16 protein-coding genes are annotated in these 18,975 nt (G+C 66.7%); 10 read left to right on the forward strand and 6 right to left on the reverse strand.

The genetic code is table 11. The features are described from left to right. Positions 1–12: 12 nt before the first annotated feature. From ATF69_RS08905 to ATF69_RS08915, 3 genes are all read right to left on the reverse strand, one after another. The gene (locus ATF69_RS08905; RefSeq protein ID WP_146870636.1) at positions 13–1,287 is read right to left on the reverse strand and encodes a putative DNA modification/repair radical SAM protein; all 1,275 of its coding nucleotides are present in this window, start codon (positions 1,285–1,287) and stop codon (positions 13–15) included. 136 nt (positions 1,288–1,423) lie between these two features. Beyond that, positions 1,424–2,269, reverse strand: coding sequence for a class III extradiol dioxygenase family protein (locus ATF69_RS08910; RefSeq protein ID WP_146870637.1), 846 nt, complete (start codon positions 2,267–2,269; stop codon positions 1,424–1,426). A gap of 12 nt (positions 2,270–2,281) precedes the next feature. Continuing rightward, positions 2,282–2,629: a protocatechuate 4,5-dioxygenase subunit alpha gene (locus ATF69_RS08915; protein ID WP_146870638.1), complete on the reverse strand. Its 348-nt coding sequence runs from the start codon at positions 2,627–2,629 to the stop codon at positions 2,282–2,284. Positions 2,630–2,705: 76 nt separating this feature from the next. Between ATF69_RS08915 and ATF69_RS08920 the strand changes: the two genes are divergently transcribed. Continuing rightward, on the forward strand, positions 2,706–3,659 hold the full coding sequence (locus ATF69_RS08920; protein ID WP_146870755.1) for a LysR family transcriptional regulator: 954 nt from the start codon (positions 2,706–2,708) through the stop codon (positions 3,657–3,659). On the opposite strand, the gene ATF69_RS08925 is transcribed toward ATF69_RS08920, so the two are convergent. Continuing rightward, positions 3,642–4,517, reverse strand: a complete 876-nt coding sequence (locus ATF69_RS08925) for a gamma-glutamyl-gamma-aminobutyrate hydrolase family protein (RefSeq protein WP_146870639.1) — start codon at positions 4,515–4,517, stop codon at positions 3,642–3,644. The two genes, ATF69_RS08920 and ATF69_RS08925, sit on opposite strands and share 18 nt — an antisense overlap. A 293-nt stretch (positions 4,518–4,810) precedes the next feature. Between ATF69_RS08925 and ATF69_RS23390 the strand changes: the two genes are divergently transcribed. The 3 genes from ATF69_RS23390 (at position 4,811) to ATF69_RS08940 (ending at position 10,858) form a co-directional block, all read left to right on the forward strand. Continuing rightward, on the forward strand, positions 4,811–8,380 hold the full coding sequence (locus tag ATF69_RS23390) for a TonB-dependent receptor domain-containing protein (protein ID WP_146870640.1): 3,570 nt from the start codon (positions 4,811–4,813) through the stop codon (positions 8,378–8,380). Continuing rightward, a complete protein-coding gene (locus tag ATF69_RS08935) occupies positions 8,352–10,373 on the forward strand; it encodes an adenylate/guanylate cyclase domain-containing protein (RefSeq protein WP_146870641.1) in 2,022 nt (673 codons plus the stop codon). Before ATF69_RS23390 ends, ATF69_RS08935 begins: the two co-directional genes overlap by 29 nt. Before the next feature lie 128 nt (positions 10,374–10,501). Then, a complete protein-coding gene (locus tag ATF69_RS08940) occupies positions 10,502–10,858 on the forward strand; it encodes an HPF/RaiA family ribosome-associated protein (protein WP_056742968.1) in 357 nt (118 codons plus the stop codon). Positions 10,859–10,980: 122 nt separating this feature from the next. On the opposite strand, the gene ATF69_RS08945 is transcribed toward ATF69_RS08940, so the two are convergent. Continuing rightward, positions 10,981–11,946 (reverse strand): PDR/VanB family oxidoreductase, encoded by a 966-nt coding sequence (locus ATF69_RS08945; RefSeq protein WP_146870642.1) that lies wholly within the window; start codon positions 11,944–11,946, stop codon positions 10,981–10,983. After that, complete coding sequence (locus ATF69_RS08950) at positions 11,943–12,998, reverse strand: aromatic ring-hydroxylating dioxygenase subunit alpha (RefSeq protein ID WP_146870643.1); 1,056 nt, start codon at positions 12,996–12,998, stop codon at positions 11,943–11,945. The genes ATF69_RS08945 and ATF69_RS08950 overlap by 4 nt, the downstream gene beginning before the upstream one ends. Before the next feature lie 252 nt (positions 12,999–13,250). Between ATF69_RS08950 and ATF69_RS08955 the strand changes: the two genes are divergently transcribed. From ATF69_RS08955 to ATF69_RS08980, 6 genes are all read left to right on the forward strand, one after another. Next, positions 13,251–14,027, forward strand: coding sequence for a GntR family transcriptional regulator (locus tag ATF69_RS08955; RefSeq protein ID WP_146870644.1), 777 nt, complete (start codon positions 13,251–13,253; stop codon positions 14,025–14,027). Between the two features lie 145 nt (positions 14,028–14,172). Continuing rightward, positions 14,173–15,357, forward strand: a complete 1,185-nt coding sequence (locus ATF69_RS08960; RefSeq protein WP_146870645.1) for an ABC transporter substrate-binding protein — start codon at positions 14,173–14,175, stop codon at positions 15,355–15,357. Positions 15,358–15,603: 246 nt separating this feature from the next. Continuing rightward, complete coding sequence (locus ATF69_RS08965; RefSeq protein WP_060984885.1) at positions 15,604–16,476, forward strand: branched-chain amino acid ABC transporter permease; 873 nt, start codon at positions 15,604–15,606, stop codon at positions 16,474–16,476. Then, positions 16,476–17,471, forward strand: coding sequence for a branched-chain amino acid ABC transporter permease (locus ATF69_RS08970; protein ID WP_056067974.1), 996 nt, complete (start codon positions 16,476–16,478; stop codon positions 17,469–17,471). Before ATF69_RS08965 ends, ATF69_RS08970 begins: the two co-directional genes overlap by 1 nt. 1 nt (position 17,472) lies before the next feature. Then, the gene (locus ATF69_RS08975) at positions 17,473–18,246 is read left to right on the forward strand and encodes an ABC transporter ATP-binding protein (RefSeq protein ID WP_146870646.1); all 774 of its coding nucleotides are present in this window, start codon (positions 17,473–17,475) and stop codon (positions 18,244–18,246) included. Further along, positions 18,239–18,970, forward strand: coding sequence for an ABC transporter ATP-binding protein (locus ATF69_RS08980; RefSeq protein WP_146870647.1), 732 nt, complete (start codon positions 18,239–18,241; stop codon positions 18,968–18,970). Before ATF69_RS08975 ends, ATF69_RS08980 begins: the two co-directional genes overlap by 8 nt. Positions 18,971–18,975: the final 5 nt, after the last annotated feature.

Consider the following 18,975-nt stretch of genomic DNA (forward strand, 5'->3'; position numbering starts at 1 on the left):
GGCCTCTCCAGCTCAGAACAGGCTGCGCTGCACCGGCGGCGGCGTCAACTGCGCGGCGAGGTCGGCAGCGTCCAGCGCACGGCCGGGGCGGTAGTCGGCCGCCTCCACAAAGGGCAGCACTTTCCTGAGCGACACATGCAGCCGCGCCAGGTCCGCATGCCGCAGGCGGCGCACGCGGCGCGCGGCCAGCAGGCGGTCCACCGTCTGCACACCAAACCCGGGCACGCGCAGCAGCAGTTCGCGCGGGGCGGTGTTCAGGTTGACCGGAAAGAGCTCGCGGTGCGCCAGTGCCCAGGCCAGCTTGGGGTCCACGTCCAGCGCCAGCATGCCCTGCTGAGATGTCGGCACGATCTCGTCGTGGGTGAAGCCATAAAAGCGCATCAGCCAGTCGGCCTGGTACAGCCGGTGCTCGCGCACCGTGGGCGGCGCGGCCAGTGGCAGCGCGCGGGCCGCGTCGGGGATGGGGCTGAAGGCCGAGTAGTACACGCGCCGCAGCCGGTGCACGCCGTACAGCCGCGCGCTGGTGGCGAGGATGGTGCGGTCGTTGGTCGTATCCGCCCCCACGATCATCTGCGTGCTCTGCCCGCCGGGCGCAAAGTGCGGCACGCTGGCGCGGCGTGTGGTGCGCGACTGCGGCATGGACACGATGGGCAGTGCAGCCTGCTCCTTGCGCGCGGCGCGGGATTCGCCAATGTGCACGGCCATGCGGGCCATGGACCGGTCGATGGCGGCGCTGTTTTTCTCAGGGGCCAGCGCCTTCAGGCCCTCGGCCGTGGGCAGCTCGATGTTGATGGAGAGGCGGTCGGCATAGCGGCCAGCGCGCTGCATCAGCTCGGGCGATGCGTCGGGAATGGTTTTCAAGTGGATGTAGCCGCGAAAGTCGTGCTCTTCGCGCAGCACGCGGGCCACCTCCACCACCTGCTCCATGGTGTAGTCGGGGCTCTGGATGATGCCGCTGGACAGGAACAGCCCTTCGATACAGTTGCGGCGGTAAAAATCGAGCGTGAGCTGCACCACCTCATCGACCGTGAAGCGCGCGCGGGACACGTTGCTGGTGACACGGTTCACGCAGTACAGGCAGTCGTACTGGCAGAAGTTGGTGAGCAGAATCTTGAGCAGCGAGATGCAGCGCCCATCCGGCGCGTAGCTGTGGCAGATGCCCATGCCTTCGGTGGACCCCATGCCGCGCCCGCCCACCGAGTCGCGCGGCGCAGCTCCGCTCGATGCACACGAGGCGTCGTACTTGGCGGCGTCGGCCAGGATGGCGAGTTTGGACTGTAAATTCACTGGATGAATTTACAGTATTTTGATTGTCTGACGCCAGCCTGGGGTCAAACGATAGCGGCAATATGCTCCTGATTTAATAGCTGCAGGCGCATGAAAATCATGCGCTTGCAGCCAAAATCACCTGAAAATTGCTGGATTACACCGTTTCGAGGGCCATCACCGCCGTGGCCGTGTTCGAAATGGGGATGTGATAGTTGCTGTGCACCCGCCGCACGCCCGCGCTGGCGGTGGACAGCGCCCCGCGCATGGCCAGCCACATCAGCAGTTCCACGCCCTGGGTGCCGGTTTTTTCCACCAGCTCGTGCACGCTGAACTGCGTGGCCCACTCGGGGTTGGTGGTCAGGCTTTCGATGAACTGCAGGTCAAACGCCTTGTTGATGAAGCCCGCGCGCTCGCCGTCGAGCTGGTGGCTGAGGCCGCCCGAGGCAATCACCGCCACCTTCTTGTTGCTGTCCCAGCTCTGGATCGCCTGGCCCACGGCCTTGCCCAGCGCGTAGCAGCGCTTGGCCGAGGGCAGCGGGAACTGCACGGTGTTGATGCACACCGGCACCACCGTCACGGGGCAATCGCCCTCGGGCCAGAAGAGTTTGAGCGGCAGCGTGCAGGCGTGGTCCACCAGCATCTCCTGGCAGGTGGTCACGTCAAACTCTTGCTCGATGAGCGTGTTGATGAGGTGCCACGACAGGTCCACCTCGCCGGGGAAGGGCGGCAACGTGGGGATGCCCCAGCCTTCGTCGGCGTTGTTGTATTGCGCCGCTGCGCCCACGGCAAAGGTGGGCATCTTGTCGAGAAAGAAGTTCAGGCCGTGGTCGTTGTAGAACATCACCACCACGTCGGGCTGCTTCTCGCCCAGCCACTGGCGGATGGGCGGAAAGCCGTCGAAGAAGGGCTTCCAGTACGGATCGTTTTGCAGGCCCTTGTGGATGGCGTTGCCAATGGCCGGGATGTGCGAGGTGCCGAGGCCGCCGATGAGTTGTGCCATGGGTTTGTCTCCTTATTTGCCTGCGGCCACGAGCATGGCCTTGAATTCGTCTTTGGTCATGCCCGTCTGCTGCGCGCCGATGTCCTGCATGTCCAGCTTAAAGATGCCCGCAAACTTGGCCAGGTAGTAGGCGTTGCCGCCTGCGGCAATCAGCTGCAGCACGTTCTTGGCGCGGATGGCGGCGGCCTGCTGCTCGTTCAGGCGGTATTGCTTCATGTACGCCTCTTCGTCGGCCACAAAGGCCTTGCGGTTGGCCTCGTTGTTGAACGAGAAGCACATCTTGTTCAGCGCATAGCCCTTGCGGGCCTGGTCGCCATCGAACGGCGTGGTGCCGGGAATCGGGGGCAGTTTGGAAGGCATGGAAGTCTCCGGGGCTTGATGTAAGTCAGCCCGCAGTGTCGCGACGGCATTGCCAAAGATGAAGTGGCCCAAGATCATCGAATGCATGAGCAAATTCGATGGATCACAGCTGGACGGGCACCTGCTGAAGCTGCTGCTGGCGGTGCTGGAGACGGGCAGCATCACGGCGGCGGCCGAGCGCCTGGGCGTCACCCAGTCGGCGGTGAGCCACTTGCTCGACAAGCTGCGCGCCATCACCGGCGACCCGTTGTTTGTGAAGCGCGGGCGCGGCATCGTACCTACCGCACGCGCCGAGGCCCTGGCCCAGCCCGCGCGCGACATGCTGCACCAGATGCAGTTGTTTGCCCAAGGGGCCGACTTTGACCCGCGCGCTTGGCAGACCGAGCTGACCATCGCCGCCAATGACTTCCAGCGCGATTTGCTGCTGCCCGCGCTGGCCGCGCGCCTGCGCAGCGCTGCACCGGGCGTCACGCTGCGCATCGTGCCCAGCGGCGCGCCCAGCGCCGAACTGCTGCGCTCGGACGCGTGCCAGCTCGTCATCAGCCCCCGCCCGCCGGATGGCACGGACATCGTGCAAAAGCGCTTGTTTGAAGACCAGTACCGTGTGTTCTACGACGCCAGCGTGCGCAGCGCCCCCACCACCGAGGCCGACTACCTGGCCGCCGACCACGCCACGGTGGCCTATGAGGCGCACCGGGGGCTGGACCTGGACCGCCAACTGCTGGCCCGCGGCGTGCGCCGCCGCTTTGCGGTGCGCGTACCGGGCTTTGCCGCGCTACCCGCCTTTGTGCGTGGCACGGCGCTGCTCACCACCGCGCCCTCGCTGCTGGCCCGCACGGCCCTGGCAGACCTGACCAGCGCGCCTGTGCCGGTGGTGTGTCCGGACATGCCGATGTACCTGATCTGGCATGCGCGGTATCAGCAGGATGCGGCGCACCGGTGGTTGCGGGCACAGCTGCAGGAAGTGCTGTTTGCGGTGTTGCCGCCGGGCAGGGGTGCACCTGCGTCTGCGTCAGTTGCGCTGCCGTGACAGTGCTTGACGCAGCCGCCGCGCGGCCCGCTCCCGCAGCGAGGGCGCGGGGCGCGCCGCAGGTCGCGGGTGGGCCTTGGCTTGTTCGCAAGCCGCCAGAAAGTCATTCAGGATGGCCGTGTCGTCCAGCGTGTCCGAGCCCTGCTTGTGGAACTCGGGGTGCCATTGCGTGGCGGCGATGTAGCCACGCCCTGGCGCGGGTTTGAGGCGAATCGCCTCGGGCACGCCATCGGGTTCGCTCAGTGCCTCGACCACAAATTCCGGCGCCACCCGCTTGATGCCCTGGTGGTGGATGCTGTTGACCCGCGCGCGTGGCGTGTTGGGGTACAGCTCGGCCAGATGCGAGTCTGGCAGGATCTGGATGTCGTGGAAGTGCTGGTCGTAGGTGGTGGCGTTACGGTGCTGCTGCGCGCCAGGGTGCTGGGTCTCGATGTCCTGGTACAGCGCGCCGCCAAAGGCCACGTTGATGAGCTGCAGGCCCCTGCACACGCCAAAGATGGGCTTGCCGACCTGGGCAAAGGCTTTGACCACGGCCAGGTCGTACAGGTCGCGCACGCGGTCACCCACCCACTCGTCGCGCAAGGGCTCCTCGCCATAGTTGCCCGGCCACACGTCGGCGCCGCCGTGCATCACGATGCCGTCCAGCCATTCGGCGTAGTGGTCCAGCGTCACATCACCACGCGCGGTCTCGCCTGTGGGGCAGGGCACCATCACCACCATGGCACCGGCCGACATCAGCCAGTGGGCGATGGACTGCTCGACGTATTGCAGCGTCTTGCCCGTGAACAGCGGGCGTGCAGGGTCGGCGTGTTGAAAGCAGGCGGACAGTCCAATCTTGAGGCGGGGGGCAGCAGGCATGGGGGAAAGCTCCGGGCAGCGCTTGTGCGCGTGATTCCTGCAGTTGTAGCACCGCACCCCCTGTGGCGTCTGTAGGAAAGGGCCGTGCGGAGCGGCGCGTCGCCTCCATGGGTTGGTGGGGCGCGCAAAGCGCCACAACCTGCAACGAAATGTGGCTTTCTTCATGAAATGTGTCCGCATGTCGACGGGACGCGGGCGAAATCTGGGGGGCTGATCGCCATAATTTCGGCTCACCCGGTGCCAGGGAGGGGCGCCCGGTGGCGCGATGCACGCCTTCCCCGAAAGCAGAAAAAATGTCCCATCCAAAATTCCGTTGGTCCGCCCTGGCTGCGCTGGTGGCCGCGACTGCTGCCGCCTGTCCGCTGGTGGCACAGGCCACCGTGCCCGCCGGTGCGGCGGCAGAGATCATCAGCCTGCAAGGCGCAGGTGACCAGCGTGCCGCCTCCGCAGCCGACTGGGGCCCTGCCCGACTGGCCCAGGCGCTGGCCCAGGGCGACTTTGTGCGCACACGCCAGGCCGCCAAGATGGCACTGCTGTTTGCAGACGATACCCAGCTGCGCCTGCACCAGAACACGGTGCTGCAGGTCAAGGGCGTGGCCACCCCGGCACAGCCCGTGACCACCTTGCTGCTCAACGCCGGCCGTGCGTGGACGCAGACCAAACGCGCCGACGGCAGCCGCCTGAACCTGGAGACACCGGCCGCGACCGCTGCGATCCGTGGCACCGATTGGGACATCAGTGTGGAGGACGATGGCCGCACGCTGATCACCGTGCTGTCGGGCACGGTGGAGTTTTCCAACGCGCAGGGCTCGGTGTCGGTGGGCGCCAACGAAGCGGCGCTGGCCGAAGTGGGCAAGGCTCCGGTCAAGCTGGTGCTGAGCCAGCCGCGAGACCGCATCCAGTGGGTCAACGCGCTGCGGGCCGACCCGGTGCCCCACCTGTCGGCCGAGCCCGTGCCTGCAGCGCTGGCGCCCGTACGGGATGCCCTGGCGGCGCGCGACCTCGCGGCAGCCCGTGCCGCGCTGGCGCAGGCGCGCACTGCCGCAGCGCCTGTATGGGTGGATGTGTTCGATGCAGCCGTGGCCCTGCAGGCGGGCGACCTGCTGGCCGCACGCGGGTCGCTGGCGCGGCAGGTGGCTGCAGTGGACGCCGCGCCGCTGCCCGCGTGGCTCATGCAGTCCGACGTGCAGCTGATGGAGGGGGAAGGGGCTGCAGCGGCCGGGACGCTGCGCACGGCGCTCCAGCGCTGGCCTGCCCACCCGGCGCTGGTGGCGCAACTGGCGCGCGTGCAGATTCTGAGCGACCGGGTGGACGAAGCGGCTGCCACCCTGGCCCCCGCGCAAGGCACGGCCCACGCCGACCTGGCGCTGGTGCGCGCCGAGCTGGCCCGGCGCCGGGGCGATGCGCCTGGCACGCTGGCCGCCTATGCCGAGGCCCAGACTTTGGCGCCAGGCGATGCACGCGCCTGGCAAGGCCTGGGCAGTGCGCATGCCGAGCGCGAAGACCCGCGCCCCGCCCGCGAGAACCTGCGTCGCGCGTTGCAGCTGTCGCCGCAATCGCCCGGTGCCTGGGGCGAGTTAGGGACTCTGGAAACCTTTGTGAACCAGTTCACCGAGGCGGGTCAGGCGTTTGCCACCGCGCTGGGTGACAACCCGGCAGACTACGTCGCGCTCACCGGCCAGGGGCTGCTGCACCTCAAGCAAGGGCAGCCGGATGCCGCGCTGGATGCGTTCTTGCGGGCGGGCGTGATGGAGCCGCGCTATGCCCGCGCCAAGACCTGGACTGCCGTGGCCTACTACCAGCTGGGCCGCCATCAGGATGCGCTGACCACCTTGCAGCAGGCGACCGTACTGGACGACAAGGACCCTGTGCCCTACATGCTGCTGGCGCAGATCCACACCGATCTGTTCCAGCCCGGCGAAGCGGTGGAGGCTGCGCGCGCCGCCGTGGCGCGCATGCCGTACCTCAAGTCGCTCAACCAGGTGGCCAACGACCAGAAGGGCAGTGCCAACCTGGGCGCATCGCTGGCCTTCTTTGGCATGGAAGACTGGGCGCTGGAGATGGCGCAGCAGAGCTTCTACCCCTACTGGGGTGGCAGCCACCTGTTCATGGCAGACCGCTATGCGGGCGAATTCAACAAGAACTCGGCGCTGTTCCAGGGCTTTCTGACCGACCCCATGGCGTTTGGGGGCAGCCAGCGTTATTCGCCGCTGCTGCAGCAGCCCGGCAGCCACGGATCGGTGGGTGTGACGCTGGACCGCGAGTTCTACCGGATGCGTGCGCCAGCGGTCACGCTCAATGGCCTGGACAACAGCCATGTGCCGGTGTCCTGGTTCTTCAAGGCGCAGACGGCGGATGTGAGTGCCTATCCGTTCGACCTGCAGGTCAACCGCCTTCCTGCCATGCGTGCGGGAGAGGGAGACCTGCGTGCCCATGCCATCACCGCTGGGGTGGGCATGCAGCCCACCGAGCGCATCAACCTGTTTGCCTACGCCAACCAGTTCAGCATGCGCCTGCGCGGCCAGAACGCGCAGGAGACTTCGCTGGACGACACCGTCACCCAGGGCGCCCTGGGCATGGCCTACCGGTGGGGGCCGACGGAGCAAACCTGGATCAAGCTGGGCCGCAGCGTGGACAACCTGCAATTGCTGCGCTACCCAACGGCCTACATCGAGCCACCGTTCCTGACCGTCATGGGCGTGAGCAGTGCCCCGCGCAAGGACTTCAGCGACATTCAGCTGCGCCACACCGTGGACACCACCCCCGGCAGCCGCTGGAGCGTGACGCTGGAGCATGTGCGCGAGCGCCAGAACAACCTGCTGGCGGGCGAGGCCGCCGTGGTGGCTGACATTCCAAACGTGGGCCTGTACCGCGACTACCTCGTCCTGGCAGGCTACAACCGCATTGACCGTCGTTACACCGGCCTCACCCTGGCCACCACGCAACGCCTGGACCCGGCGCTGAGCCTGGACGCAGCCCTGGGGCTGCAGCAAATCCGCCACCGCGTGGACGGCCTCACGCAGAGCTACCTGGTGGGGCTGGATGCCCTGAGCGAAGACCAGGCCCGCCGCGCGGACACCGAGCGCGTGGTCACGCCGCGCCTGGGCGCGGTGTGGCAGCCTGCTGCGCGCACCACGCTGCGCGTGGCCTATCAGGACTGGCTGCGGCCTCTCAGCGTCTCCACCCTCGCCAGCGTGGAGACCGCAGGCATCCCTGTCGAGGACCGCCTGGTGGAGGCTGGAGGGCGCCACAAGCGCACAGTGGCACAGCTGGGCATGGAGGTGGGTGCCAACACCTTTGTGGGCCTGCGGGCCGACCATCTGCGGGTGAACAACCCTGGCACGATTGGCGTGGACCTGCGCACGCCCAGCCTGCCGTTCCTCGAAGAGATGCGCAACGCGCAGCTGGTCAACCTGTCCACCAGTGATCTGCTGGAGGACACGCCGAGTTTTGAGCGCGGCACGCTGCAGACCTTGGGTGGCACGGTCAACCACATGTTCAGCCGCCGCTGGTCGGGCTACGCCAAGTACCTGTACCAGCACAGCGAAAGCCGCATGCTCGATGGTGGTGCCGAGGTGGTGGGGCGCATTCCCTATATCCCGCGCCATACCGTGGCGCTGGGTGCCACCTGGGCCAGCGCGCAGCGCCTGTACCTGAGCGCGCGCGCGGTGTACCGGTCCGAGCGGTTTGAGGACAAGGAGAACCTCACGCGCCGTGCGCCGGGCTGGGGCGTGGACCTGATGGGCTTCTGGGAAACGCAGGACAAACGCTGGGTGGTGGGCGTTGCGGCCATGAACCTGTGGGCGCCCAAGTCCGACCGGCAAAAGACCCGCTATGTCCTGGATGCGCGCTATCGCTTCTGATCGGGCGGCGATGCCGCACGCCCGACAGCGCCAGCGGTGGCTCTCGCTCGCGGCGGGGGTGCTGGCGCTGCTGCTGGTGGGGGCGGCCACGCTCAGCCGCACCTGGCATGCGCTGGAGTTCAAGACCTTTGACGTGCTGACGGCGCTGGCGGCCCCCCACCGCACGACGGTGCCGGTGGTGATTCTTGCGATCGACGAGCCGACGTTTCAGGAGCTGCAACAGACCTGGCCATTTCCGCGCAGCGTGCATGCGGCCCTGCTGGAGCGGCTGCGCGCAGACGGTGCCCTGGCCGTGGGGCTGGACATTGTTTTTGCCGACCCCACCACCGAGGCTGAAGACGCCGCTCTGGACCGCACGATGGCCCAGGTGGGGCAGGGCTTGCCCGTGGTGCTGGCCTCCACCCGCGAGAAGATCGACAGCGCCAATGCCGCGCTGTGGATGGACATCCAGCCGCTGCAGCGGTTTCTGGACGCTGGTGCCGATGCGGGCGATGCCGGGGTCGAGCCGGACGACGACTTCGTGGTGCGCCGCGCCCCCGTCGCGCGCGAAGGCTTTGCGCTGCGGTTGGCCCAGCGCGCGACCGAGGCGCGCGGCCAGACCCCGGCGCTGCACCATTTCGACTGGATCGGCTACCGGGGCCCGCGTGGCACGTTTGACACGCGCTCGTACTACCAGGCGCTGGAGCCGGGGTTGCTGCCTGCAGGTTTCTTCAAGGGCAAGATCGTGCTGGTGGGGCGCTCGGCGCGCACCGCCACCGAGCTGGCGCACTCGCAGGCCGACCTGTTCAACTCGCCGTTTGGCACGGCGGGCGGTGAGCGGCTTTTCCCGGGGGTGGAGCTGCAGGCCACGCTGCTGGACAACTACCTCACCGGCGGCGGGCTGCGCAGCGTGTCGGACGCGTGGACTCTGGTGATCACCGTGCTGCTGCTGCCGGTGCTGTTGGGGGCGAGCCGGCGGCTGCACCCGGCGGGCGCGGCGGCGCTGACGGCGGCGCTGGTGGTGGCCATGGGAGCCGTGTCGTGGGGGCTGTTTGCCGGCCCGCGCCTGTGGTGGCCGCCGCTGTTGCCTGCGGCGGCGGCAGTCGCCATTTATGGGGCGGCTGCGCTGGTGGGCTATGCCGTGGTGCGCCAGCGCGCGCGCCAGACGCGGGCGATGTTTGCGCAGTACGTGCCGCCTGCCGTGGTCTCGCGCCTCATTGCGCAGCCCGAGCTGATGCGCCTGGGTGGCGAGGCGCGCGAGGTCACGCTCATGTTCACCGACCTGGCCAACTTCACCACGCTGTCCGAGCAGCTCAGTGCCGAGCAAACGGTGGAGGTGCTCACCGGCTACTTCAACGCCATGACGCCGATCGTGCACGCCACGGGCGGCACGGTGGACAAGTTCATTGGCGACGCGGTGATGGCCTTCTGGGGCGCGCCGCTGGACGACCCGCGGCATGCCGAACACGCCGTGGCCGCCGCCATCGCCATGCAGCAGGCCATGCAGGCGCTGGTGGCCGATCTGCGCGCGCGCGGACTGCCGCCCATCCACATGCGGATCGGGCTGCACACGGGGCGTGTGGTGGTGGGCAATGTGGGCTCGGACCAGCGCTTTTCGTACACGGCCATTGGCGACGCGGTGAACCTGGCCGCGCGGCTGGAGGGCGCCAACAAGGCGTTTGGCACCGGCATCCTGCTGTCGGCCGCCACCGCAGCGCAGCTGCCGCCCACGGTGGCGTTGCGCGCGCTGGACGATGTGATCGTCAAGGGCAAGACCGAGCCCGTGCGCGTATTCACGCCATGCGAGGATGCTGCGGTGCGCGATGCCAGCCTGGCCGCGTTGAACGCCTTCCATGCACGCGACTGGGCCGGCGCCGAGGCACAGCTGGCAACGGTGCTGGAGCGGCTGCCCGGAGACCCGGCCGCTACCCGCCTGCTGGCGCGTGTGAATGAAGCGCGGGGGTTGCCTGCCGATGCGCCCTGGCAGGCCGCCGTGGCGCTCGACAAACTGTAAGAGCCTGTGGACCATCCCCCGCGACATCGTCACCAGGCTCTCTACATCCTTTGACATGTATTCACCGGGGATATGGATGCAGGTGCCATGATGGGGACTTCGCAACTTCATCAGGAAGGACCCTCTCCATGCAAGTACAAGTCAACACCGACGACCACATCCACGGCGGCGATTCGCTGGCGCGCTGGATCACAGACGAGTGCAAGAGCCGGCTGTCCCGCTTTCAGGATCATGTGACGCGGCTGGAGGTGTTCCTCACCGATCTGGATGCGGGCAAGTCCGGTGCCAATGACAAGCGCTGCCGCATCGAAGCGCGCGTCACGGGCCGCCAGCCCATCACCGTGACTGATGAGGCCGACAAGATGGCCAACGCCTTCATCGGCGCGGCCGACAAACTGGCCCGCGCCCTCGACACTGACCTGGGCCGTGTGAAGGACCGCAATGGCCGTGACACCATCCGTGTGGCCGCCGACGAACGGGATTGAAGTGAATTCGAGGTGAAATAGGCTTCTAGCGCATGATTTTCATGTGCTGGTAGCTATCAATTCAGGAGTAATGAAAAAGGCGCTGCAGCCCGAAGGTTGCAGCGCCTTTTTGTTGGGGTCGCCTACAGGTCGAGCACCAGCAGCTTGCTGCGCGCGCGGGAGCAGCAGGGCATGAACTGCTCGTTGGCCGCCTTTTCTTCGTCGGTCAGGTACATGTCGCGGTGGTCCACCTCGCCTTCCAGCACGCGTGTGAGGCAGGTGCCACACACGCCTTGTTCGCACGAGGTCAGGATGTCGATGCCCTCCTTGCGCAGCGCTTCCACCACCGACACATCGGGCGCAATCGGGTAGACCTTGCCCGTGCTGGCAATGCGCACCTCAAACCCCTGGTCGCCCGAGGTGTCTTGCGCCGGGGCGCCAAAGTATTCCAGGTGGATGTGGTCCTGCGCCCAGCCCAGGGCCTTGGCGGTGGTCACCACATGGTCGATGAAGCCTGCCGGGCCACACACGTACAGACGCTTGTCGGGGCCGGGGGCTGCCAGCACGGCGGCGGTGTCCAGCTTCTGCTCGGGGGCGCCTGCATCGAAGTGAAAGTGGGCGTGGGGCGCAATGGCCGATGCGGCAATTTCAGCAGCAAACGCCGTGCGTTCGGCAGAGCGGGTGCAGTAGTGCAGCGCAAAGTCAGCGCCCGTGCGCGCCAGCCGGTCGGCCATGCACAGCAATGGCGTCACACCAATGCCGCCCGCCAGCAGCAGCGTGCGCTGTGCAGGGTGCAGCGCAAAGTGGTTGCGCGGCGTGCTGATGGTGATCACGTCGCCCTCGTGCACGCTGTCGTGCATGGCGACCGAGCCGCCGCGCGATGCCGGGTCACGCAACACGGCGATGCGGTAGCGGTGCGACTCGTGCGAGGCATTGCACAGCGAGTACTGCCGCGTCAGCCCACCCGGCAGATGCACATCGATGTGCGAGCCCGCGCTGAACGGCGGCAGTGCGGCGCCGTCCAGCCGCGCCAGCTCGTAGCTAGCGATGCCCTCGGCTTCGGCCTGCTTCTTGACGACGCGGACCTGCAGGGTCTCCTGCGCGGTCATGCGGCCACCGCCTGTGCTGCGGCAGGTGTGCGTTCTGCCGCCAGCAGGCGGTCCAGAATCTTGCGCGACTGCACGCCACCCGCATCGATGTTGAGCATGAGCAGCTTGCGGTCGGGGTAACGCAGCAGGTTCTCCTGCTGCTGCTCCAGCATCTGCTGGTCCTCCGCAAAGATCTTGCCCTGGCCGTCGCGGATCTGGGTGGTGAGCGACGGGTCTTGTGGCTTGAAGTTGCGCGCCATGCCCCAGAAGTAGTGGATCGAGGTTTCGGTCTCGGGCGTGATGAAGTCCACCACGATGCTCGATGCCTTCTTGTCGGCCGGTGCGTTGTAGCCGCCGTTGCCGGCCAGGGCCACGCCCACCTCGATCAGCACGTGGCTGGGGGGCGTGAAGTGGCAGATCTGCCAGCGGTCCACCAGCTGGTCATCGGGCAGGCCGTTCATGCGTAGCGCCATCTTCCAGAACGGGGGGGCTTCAATGCCTTCCATGAAGCGGCTGGTGATCACCTCGTCGCCCTCCACGCGGGTCTTGCAGGGCACTTCGTCGATTTCTTTCTGGCCGATGCTGGTGGAGTGCACATAGGTCTCGTGCGTCAGGTCCATCAGGTTGTCGATCATCAGGCGGTAGTCGCAGGCGATGTGGTACAGCCCGCCGCCGTAAGCCCATTCAGGGTTGTTGGCCCAGGGCAGGTGGTGGATGGTGGCGGGGTCGGCCTTGTCGGCGTCGCCGGGCCACACCCAGATGAAGCCATAGCGCTCCACCACCGGAAAGCTGCGCGCCTTGGGGAACCCCTGCACGCGCTGGCCGGGCATGGACACCGACTTGCCCGTGCATTCCACCCGCAGGCCGTGGTAGCCGCATTGCAGGTGGCCTTCACACACCGTGCCCAGCGACAGCGGGGCGCCCCGGTGGGGGCAGAAGTCGTCCAGCGCGGCGACCTGGTCGGGCGCGGGGCGGTAGAACACGATCTTCTCTCCGCAGATGGTGCGGCCCAGAGGCTTGTCCGCGATCTCGTCGGGCGTGCAGGCTACGTACCAGGCGTTCTTGGGATACATGGTTGTCTCTCTCCGTGGGTGGATGGTGTCGTTGCAGGCTTGGTATACAGCCCGGGTTCGGATCGCGGCTGGAGTAGCGCAATTGTGCGGAAAAGGGGATTTTCTGTATACATAAGAAAGCCGTAAAACAGCTATCTCAGTTCTTTATATCTCGTAAGCTGTTGTTTTGTAATGGTGCTTCATGAGAATGGGTGGAAGTTGTCCTGATTTCTGTATACATTCTGGAGGCTGAATTCCCTCCCATCACCCGCCATGAACCTGTCCGACCCCCTGACCATCGCTCAACCGGCCGAGGCTGCCGAGGCGGGCGCCTCGCAGGCCGTCAAGGCACAACTGCGCCTGCGCGAGATGATCCTGGCGGGCGAGTTGCCCGGCGGTGCCCGCATCGCCGAGCTGACCCTGGTCGAGAAACTGGGCGTGTCGCGCACGCCCATCCGCGCCGCGCTGATGCGGCTGGAGCAGGAGGGGCTGCTGCACCGGCTGCCCGGTGGCGGCTACGCCGTGCGCACGTTCTCTGAAACCGATGTGGCCGATGCCATTGAGCTGCGCGGGACCATGGAAGGCCTGGCCGCGCGCCTGGCGGCCGAGCGGGGCGTGGCCCCCGCGCTGCTGGCCGAGGCCCATGCGTGCCTGGACGCCATCGACGCCACGCTGGCCCCCTCCACGCTGGATGACGAGGGTTTCTCGCGCTATGTGGAGCTGAATGCGCGGTTCCATCTGCTGCTAAGCCGCATGGTGGGCAGCGACGTGGTGGCGCGCGAGCTGGACCGCGTCAAGGGCCTGCCGTTTGCGTCGCCCTCGGCGTTTGTGGTGGTGCAGACGCATTCGGCCCAGGCGCGCGACATGCTGGTGGTGGCGCAGGACCAGCACCGCCAGGCGCTCGACGCCATCGAGCGGCGCGAAGGCGCGCGGGCCGAGGCCATCCTGCGCGAGCACTCCCGCATCACCCGGCGCAACCTGCTGGCGGCGGTGCAGGCGTCGCAGGTGCAGGGCTTGCCCGGTGTACAGCTGATCCGCGAGCGGGCATAACGGCCGGTGCAAGCGTCCAGGGTGTCTTGAGTTATTGCATTTGGTAATACCTGAATGCTTGAATTTGCGCTTGTGAAATAACCCAGCCCACGCCAAACTCCCGCCAGCATTTTCTGTATACAACGACTTTCCACAGGAGACAACGATGCAAAAACGCCACCTTCTTCGTGCCTCGGCTGCCGCCGCCATCGCGCTGTCCACCGGCCTGACCGTGTCGCCCGCAGTGGCGCAAGACAACGTGTTCAAGATCGGTCTGATCTTGCCCATGACGGGCCAGCAAGCCACCACAGGCCGCCAGATCGAGGCCGCCGCGCGGCTTTACATAGCCCAGAACGGCGACATGGTGGGTGGCAAGAAGGTGCAGCTCATCATCAAGGACGACACCAGCCTGCCCGATGTGACACGCCGCCTGGCCCAGGAGCTGGTGGTGAACGAAAAGGTCAACGTGCTGGCCGGCATGGGCATTACGCCCTCGGCCATGGCCACGGCGCCGCTGGCCACGCAGTCGAAGACGCCACTGGTGGTGATGGCTGCCGCTACTTCCAGCATCACCGAAGCCTCGCCTTATGTGGTGCGCACCAGCTTTACGCTGCCGCAAGTGTCGGTGGCCCTGGCCGACTGGGCACCCAAGAACGGCATCAAGAAGGTCGTGACGCTGGTGAGCGACTACGGCCCCGGCATCGATGCCGAAAAGTTCTTCAACCAGCGCCTCACGTTCAACGGCGGCCAGGTGACCGAAGCCCTGCGCGTGCCGCTGCGCAACCCCGACTTCGCCCCCTTCCTGCAGAAGGTGCGCGACGCCAAGCCCGACGCGCTGTTCGTCTTTGTGCCCTCGGGCGCGGGCGCTGCGGTGATGAAGCAGTTCCTGGAGCGCGGCATGGACAAGGCCGGCATCAAGCTCATCGGCACCGGCGACGTGACGGATGACGATCAACTGAACGACATGGGCGACGGCGCGCTGGGCGTGGTCACCTCGCACCACTACTCGGCCGCGCACCCCTCGCCCATGAACAAGAAGTTTGTGGAAGCCTTCGAGAAGGCCAACAAGGGCCTGCGCCCCAACTTCATGGCCGTGGGTGGCTATGACGGCATGCGCGTGATTTACGAAGCGCTCAAGACCACCAAGGGTGCCGGCGGCGGCGACGCCCTGCTGGCCGCCATGAAGGGCCAGATCTTCGAGAGCCCACGCGGCAAGGTGTTCATCGACGCGCAGACCCGCGACATCGTGCAGGACGTGTACCTGCGCAAGGTGGAGCGCGTGAACGGCCAGCTGTACAACGTGGAATTTGACGTGATCAAGGACGTCAAGGATCCCGGCAAAACTAAATAAGAAGCCCCCCTGAGCCGCTGCGCGGCTTCCCCCCAGGGGGACGCCGCCCGTGCGGCGGGGCGGCCCTTGCACGGCGGCACTGGCCTTGGGCACGCCAGTTTTTAAGGGCAGGGCTTTATCTCGATCCGTTCGGGCTGAGCTTGTTGATGCCGGGGCGCGCACGTTGAGCGCTCAGCCTTGGTGATTCGTCGCACTTCCACAGCCCTGAGCAGGGTGGTGCACTTTTGTCTTCAATGAAGTGATTTCATGCTGACCATTCTTTTCGACGGCGTTGCCTACGGCATGCTGCTGTTCATCCTGGCAGTGGGCCTGGCCGTGACCATGGGGCTGATGAACTTCATCAACCTGGCGCACGGGGCGTTTGCCATGGCAGGGGGCTACATCACCGTGCTGCTCATGCAGCGGCTGGATGTGCCCTTCCTTGTCTGTCTGCCCATCGCCTTTGTCGGCACGGCCCTGCTCGGCGGTGTGCTGGAGCGCACGCTGTACCGCCCGCTGTACCACAAGGCCCACCTGGACCAGGTGCTGTTCTCCATCGGTCTGGTGTTCATGGCCGTGGCCAGCGTGGACTACTTTGTGGGCTCCACGCAGCAGATCATGCAGCTGCCTGAATGGCTCAAGGGCCGTACCGAGATCGGCAGCGGTGCCCTCATGTTGGGCATGGGGCACTACCGCCTGTTCATCATCGCGGTGTGCGCTGCGCTCACCGTGGGCCTGCAGTATGTGCTCACCAAAACCCGCTTCGGCAGCCGCCTGCGCGCCAGTGTGGACGACCAGCGCGTGGCCGCTGGCATGGGCATCAACGTGAACATCGTGTTTTTGTCCACCTTCGCTTTTGGGTCCGGCCTGGCGGGCCTGGGCGGTGCGCTGGGCGCGGAGGTGCTGGGTCTCGACCCGAGCTTCCCGCTCAAGTTCATGATCTACTTTTTGATCGTGGTGGCGGTGGGCGGCACCTCGTCCATCACCGGCCCGCTGCTGGCCGCGCTGCTGCTCGGCATTGCCGACGTGGCAGGCAAGTACTACATCCCCAAGCTGGGCGCCTTCATTGTGTACAGCCTCATGATCCTGATCCTCATCTGGCGCCCCCAGGGCCTCTTTGTGCGCAAGGGGGGCAAGTGATGTCGAACCTGCAAAACACCTTGCTGCAGGCCCGGCGCTTTCGCTGGTGGGAGCCCGTGCTGTGGCTGCTGGCCTTTGCCGCGCCGCTGGCGCTGCCGAGCCATGCGCTCATCATCAACGAGATCGCCATCGTGGCGCTGTTCGCGATTTCGCTGGACCTCATCCTGGGCTACACCGGCATCGTCTCGCTGGGCCATGCGGCTTTCTTCGGGCTGGGCGGCTACGCGGCCGCGCTGTTTGCCAAGCATGTGATGCCCGACCCGCTGGTGGGCCTGGCCGTGGGCATTGGCGCGGCCACCGTGCTGGGCGCCGTGGCGTCGCTCACCATCATGCGCGGCACCGATCTCACCCGCCTCATGGTCACGCTGGGCGTGGGACTGGTGATGCTGGAGCTGGCCAACAAGCTCGATTGGCTGACCGGTGGCGCCGACGGCCTGCAGGGCGTGATGATGGGGCCGGTACTTGGCCAGTTCGAGTTTGACCTGTACGGCCGCACGGCCGCGTGGTATTCGCTCACCGTGCTGCTGGTGTTCTTCCTCATCGCGCGCCGCATCGTGCAGTCGCCTTTTGGTGCCACGCTCAAGGCCATCCGCGACAACCGGCTGCGCGCCATGGCCATCGGTATCCCCGTGACGGCCAAGCTGGCGCAGGTGTACACGCTGGCTGCTGCGCTGGCCGGTGCCGCGGGCGCACTGCTCACGCAGACCACAGGCTTTGCCTCGCTCGACCTGTTCGAGTTTCACCGCTCGGCCGACGTGATGCTGATCCTGGTGATCGGCGGCGTGGGCTGGCTTTACGGCGGCATCCTCGGCGCCATTGGCTTCAAGCTGCTGCAGGACGTGATCTCGTCCATCACACCGCAGTACTGGACCTTCTGGGTGGGCTTGTTCCTGGTGGTGCTGGTCCTGGTCGGGCGTGACCGTCTGTTCCGCCCCTGGACGTGGTTTGGCGCCGGTCGCAAGGCCGGGGCTGCCTCCAAAGCGGGAGGGCATTGATATGAACACGACAACTTCCACCACCGTGCTGTCGGCCAAGGGCTTGGTCAAGCGTTTTGGCGGCATCACGGCCACCAACAACGTCACGCTGAACCTGCAAAAGGGCGCGCGCCATGCGCTCATTGGCCCCAATGGCGCGGGCAAGACCACGCTCATCAATCTGCTGACTGGCGTGCTGGAGCCCACCGAAGGCTCCATCACCCTCGAAGGCCAGGACATCACGCGCCTGGCGCCGCACCAGCGTGTGCAGCGCGGCATGGTGCGCACCTTCCAGATCAACCAGCTGTTCGACACCCTCACGCCGCTGGAGACACTGGCGCTCACCGTGTCGCAGCACCAGGGCCTGGGCGGCAAATGGTGGCAGCCGCTGGGCGCGCGCAAAGCGGTCAATGAGCGCTGCGAACAACTGCTGGAGCAGTTCCACCTTACGTCCGTGATGGCCGAGGAAACGCGCGTGCTGGCCTACGGCAAACGCCGCCTGCTGGAGATTGCGATTGCGCTGGCCTGCGAGCCGCGCGTGCTGCTGCTCGACGAACCCGTGGCCGGTGTGCCCGCCGGCGAGCGCGAAGAACTGCTGCAGACCGTGGCGGCCTTGCCCGCCGATGTCTCGGTGCTGTTGATCGAACACGATATGGACCTGGTTTTCAGCTTTGCCAACCGCATGACGGTGCTGGTCAACGGCACCGTGCTCACCGAGGGCGACCCGGACACGATTGCCAATGACCCGCAGGTGAAGGCGGTGTACCTCGGTCATGGGGAGGATGCGCATGTCTAAGACAGAACTCCTGCGCATCGAGGGCCTGAGCGCAGGCTACGGCGAGGCCGTGGTGCTGCAAGGCATTTCGCTGGTCCTGCCCGAAGGCGACACGCTGGCCCTGCTGGGGCGCAACGGCACGGGCAAGACCACGCTCATCAACACGTTGGCCGGGGCCACGCGCCAGCATGCGGGCACGGTGAGCCTGGGCGGTGTGGCGCTGCACAAGCTGCCCCCGCACGAACGCGCGGCGGCCGGCATCGGCTGGGTGCCGCAAGAGCGCAACATCTTCAAGTCGCTCACGGTGCACGAGAACCTCACGGCCGTGGCGCGCCCGGGCCGCAAAGGATCGACCGCACGGCCGTGGACGCCCGAGCGCGTGTACGAAATGTTCCCGCGCCTGGCCGAGCGCAAGACCAACCTGGGCACACAGCTGTCGGGTGGCGAGCAGCAGATGTTGGCCGTGGGCCGCGCGCTGGTGCTCAACCCGCGCCTGCTGCTGCTGGATGAGCCGCTCGAAGGCCTCGCGCCCATCATCGTGGAAGAGCTGCTGCGCGCCATCCGCCGCATCACGCGCGAAGAGGGCCTGTCGGCCATCATCGTGGAGCAGCATCCGCAGGCCATCCTGGCCATCTCGGACCACGCCGCCGTGCTGGACCGGGGCACCGTGGTGCACACCGGCAGTGCCGCCGAGCTGAGCGCCCAGCCTAACCTGCTGGACCGCCTGCTGGGCGTGGCACGGTAGCGCGC

Source organism: Acidovorax delafieldii, assembly GCF_007993815.1.
GTDB lineage: Bacteria > Pseudomonadota > Gammaproteobacteria > Burkholderiales > Burkholderiaceae_C > Acidovorax > Acidovorax delafieldii.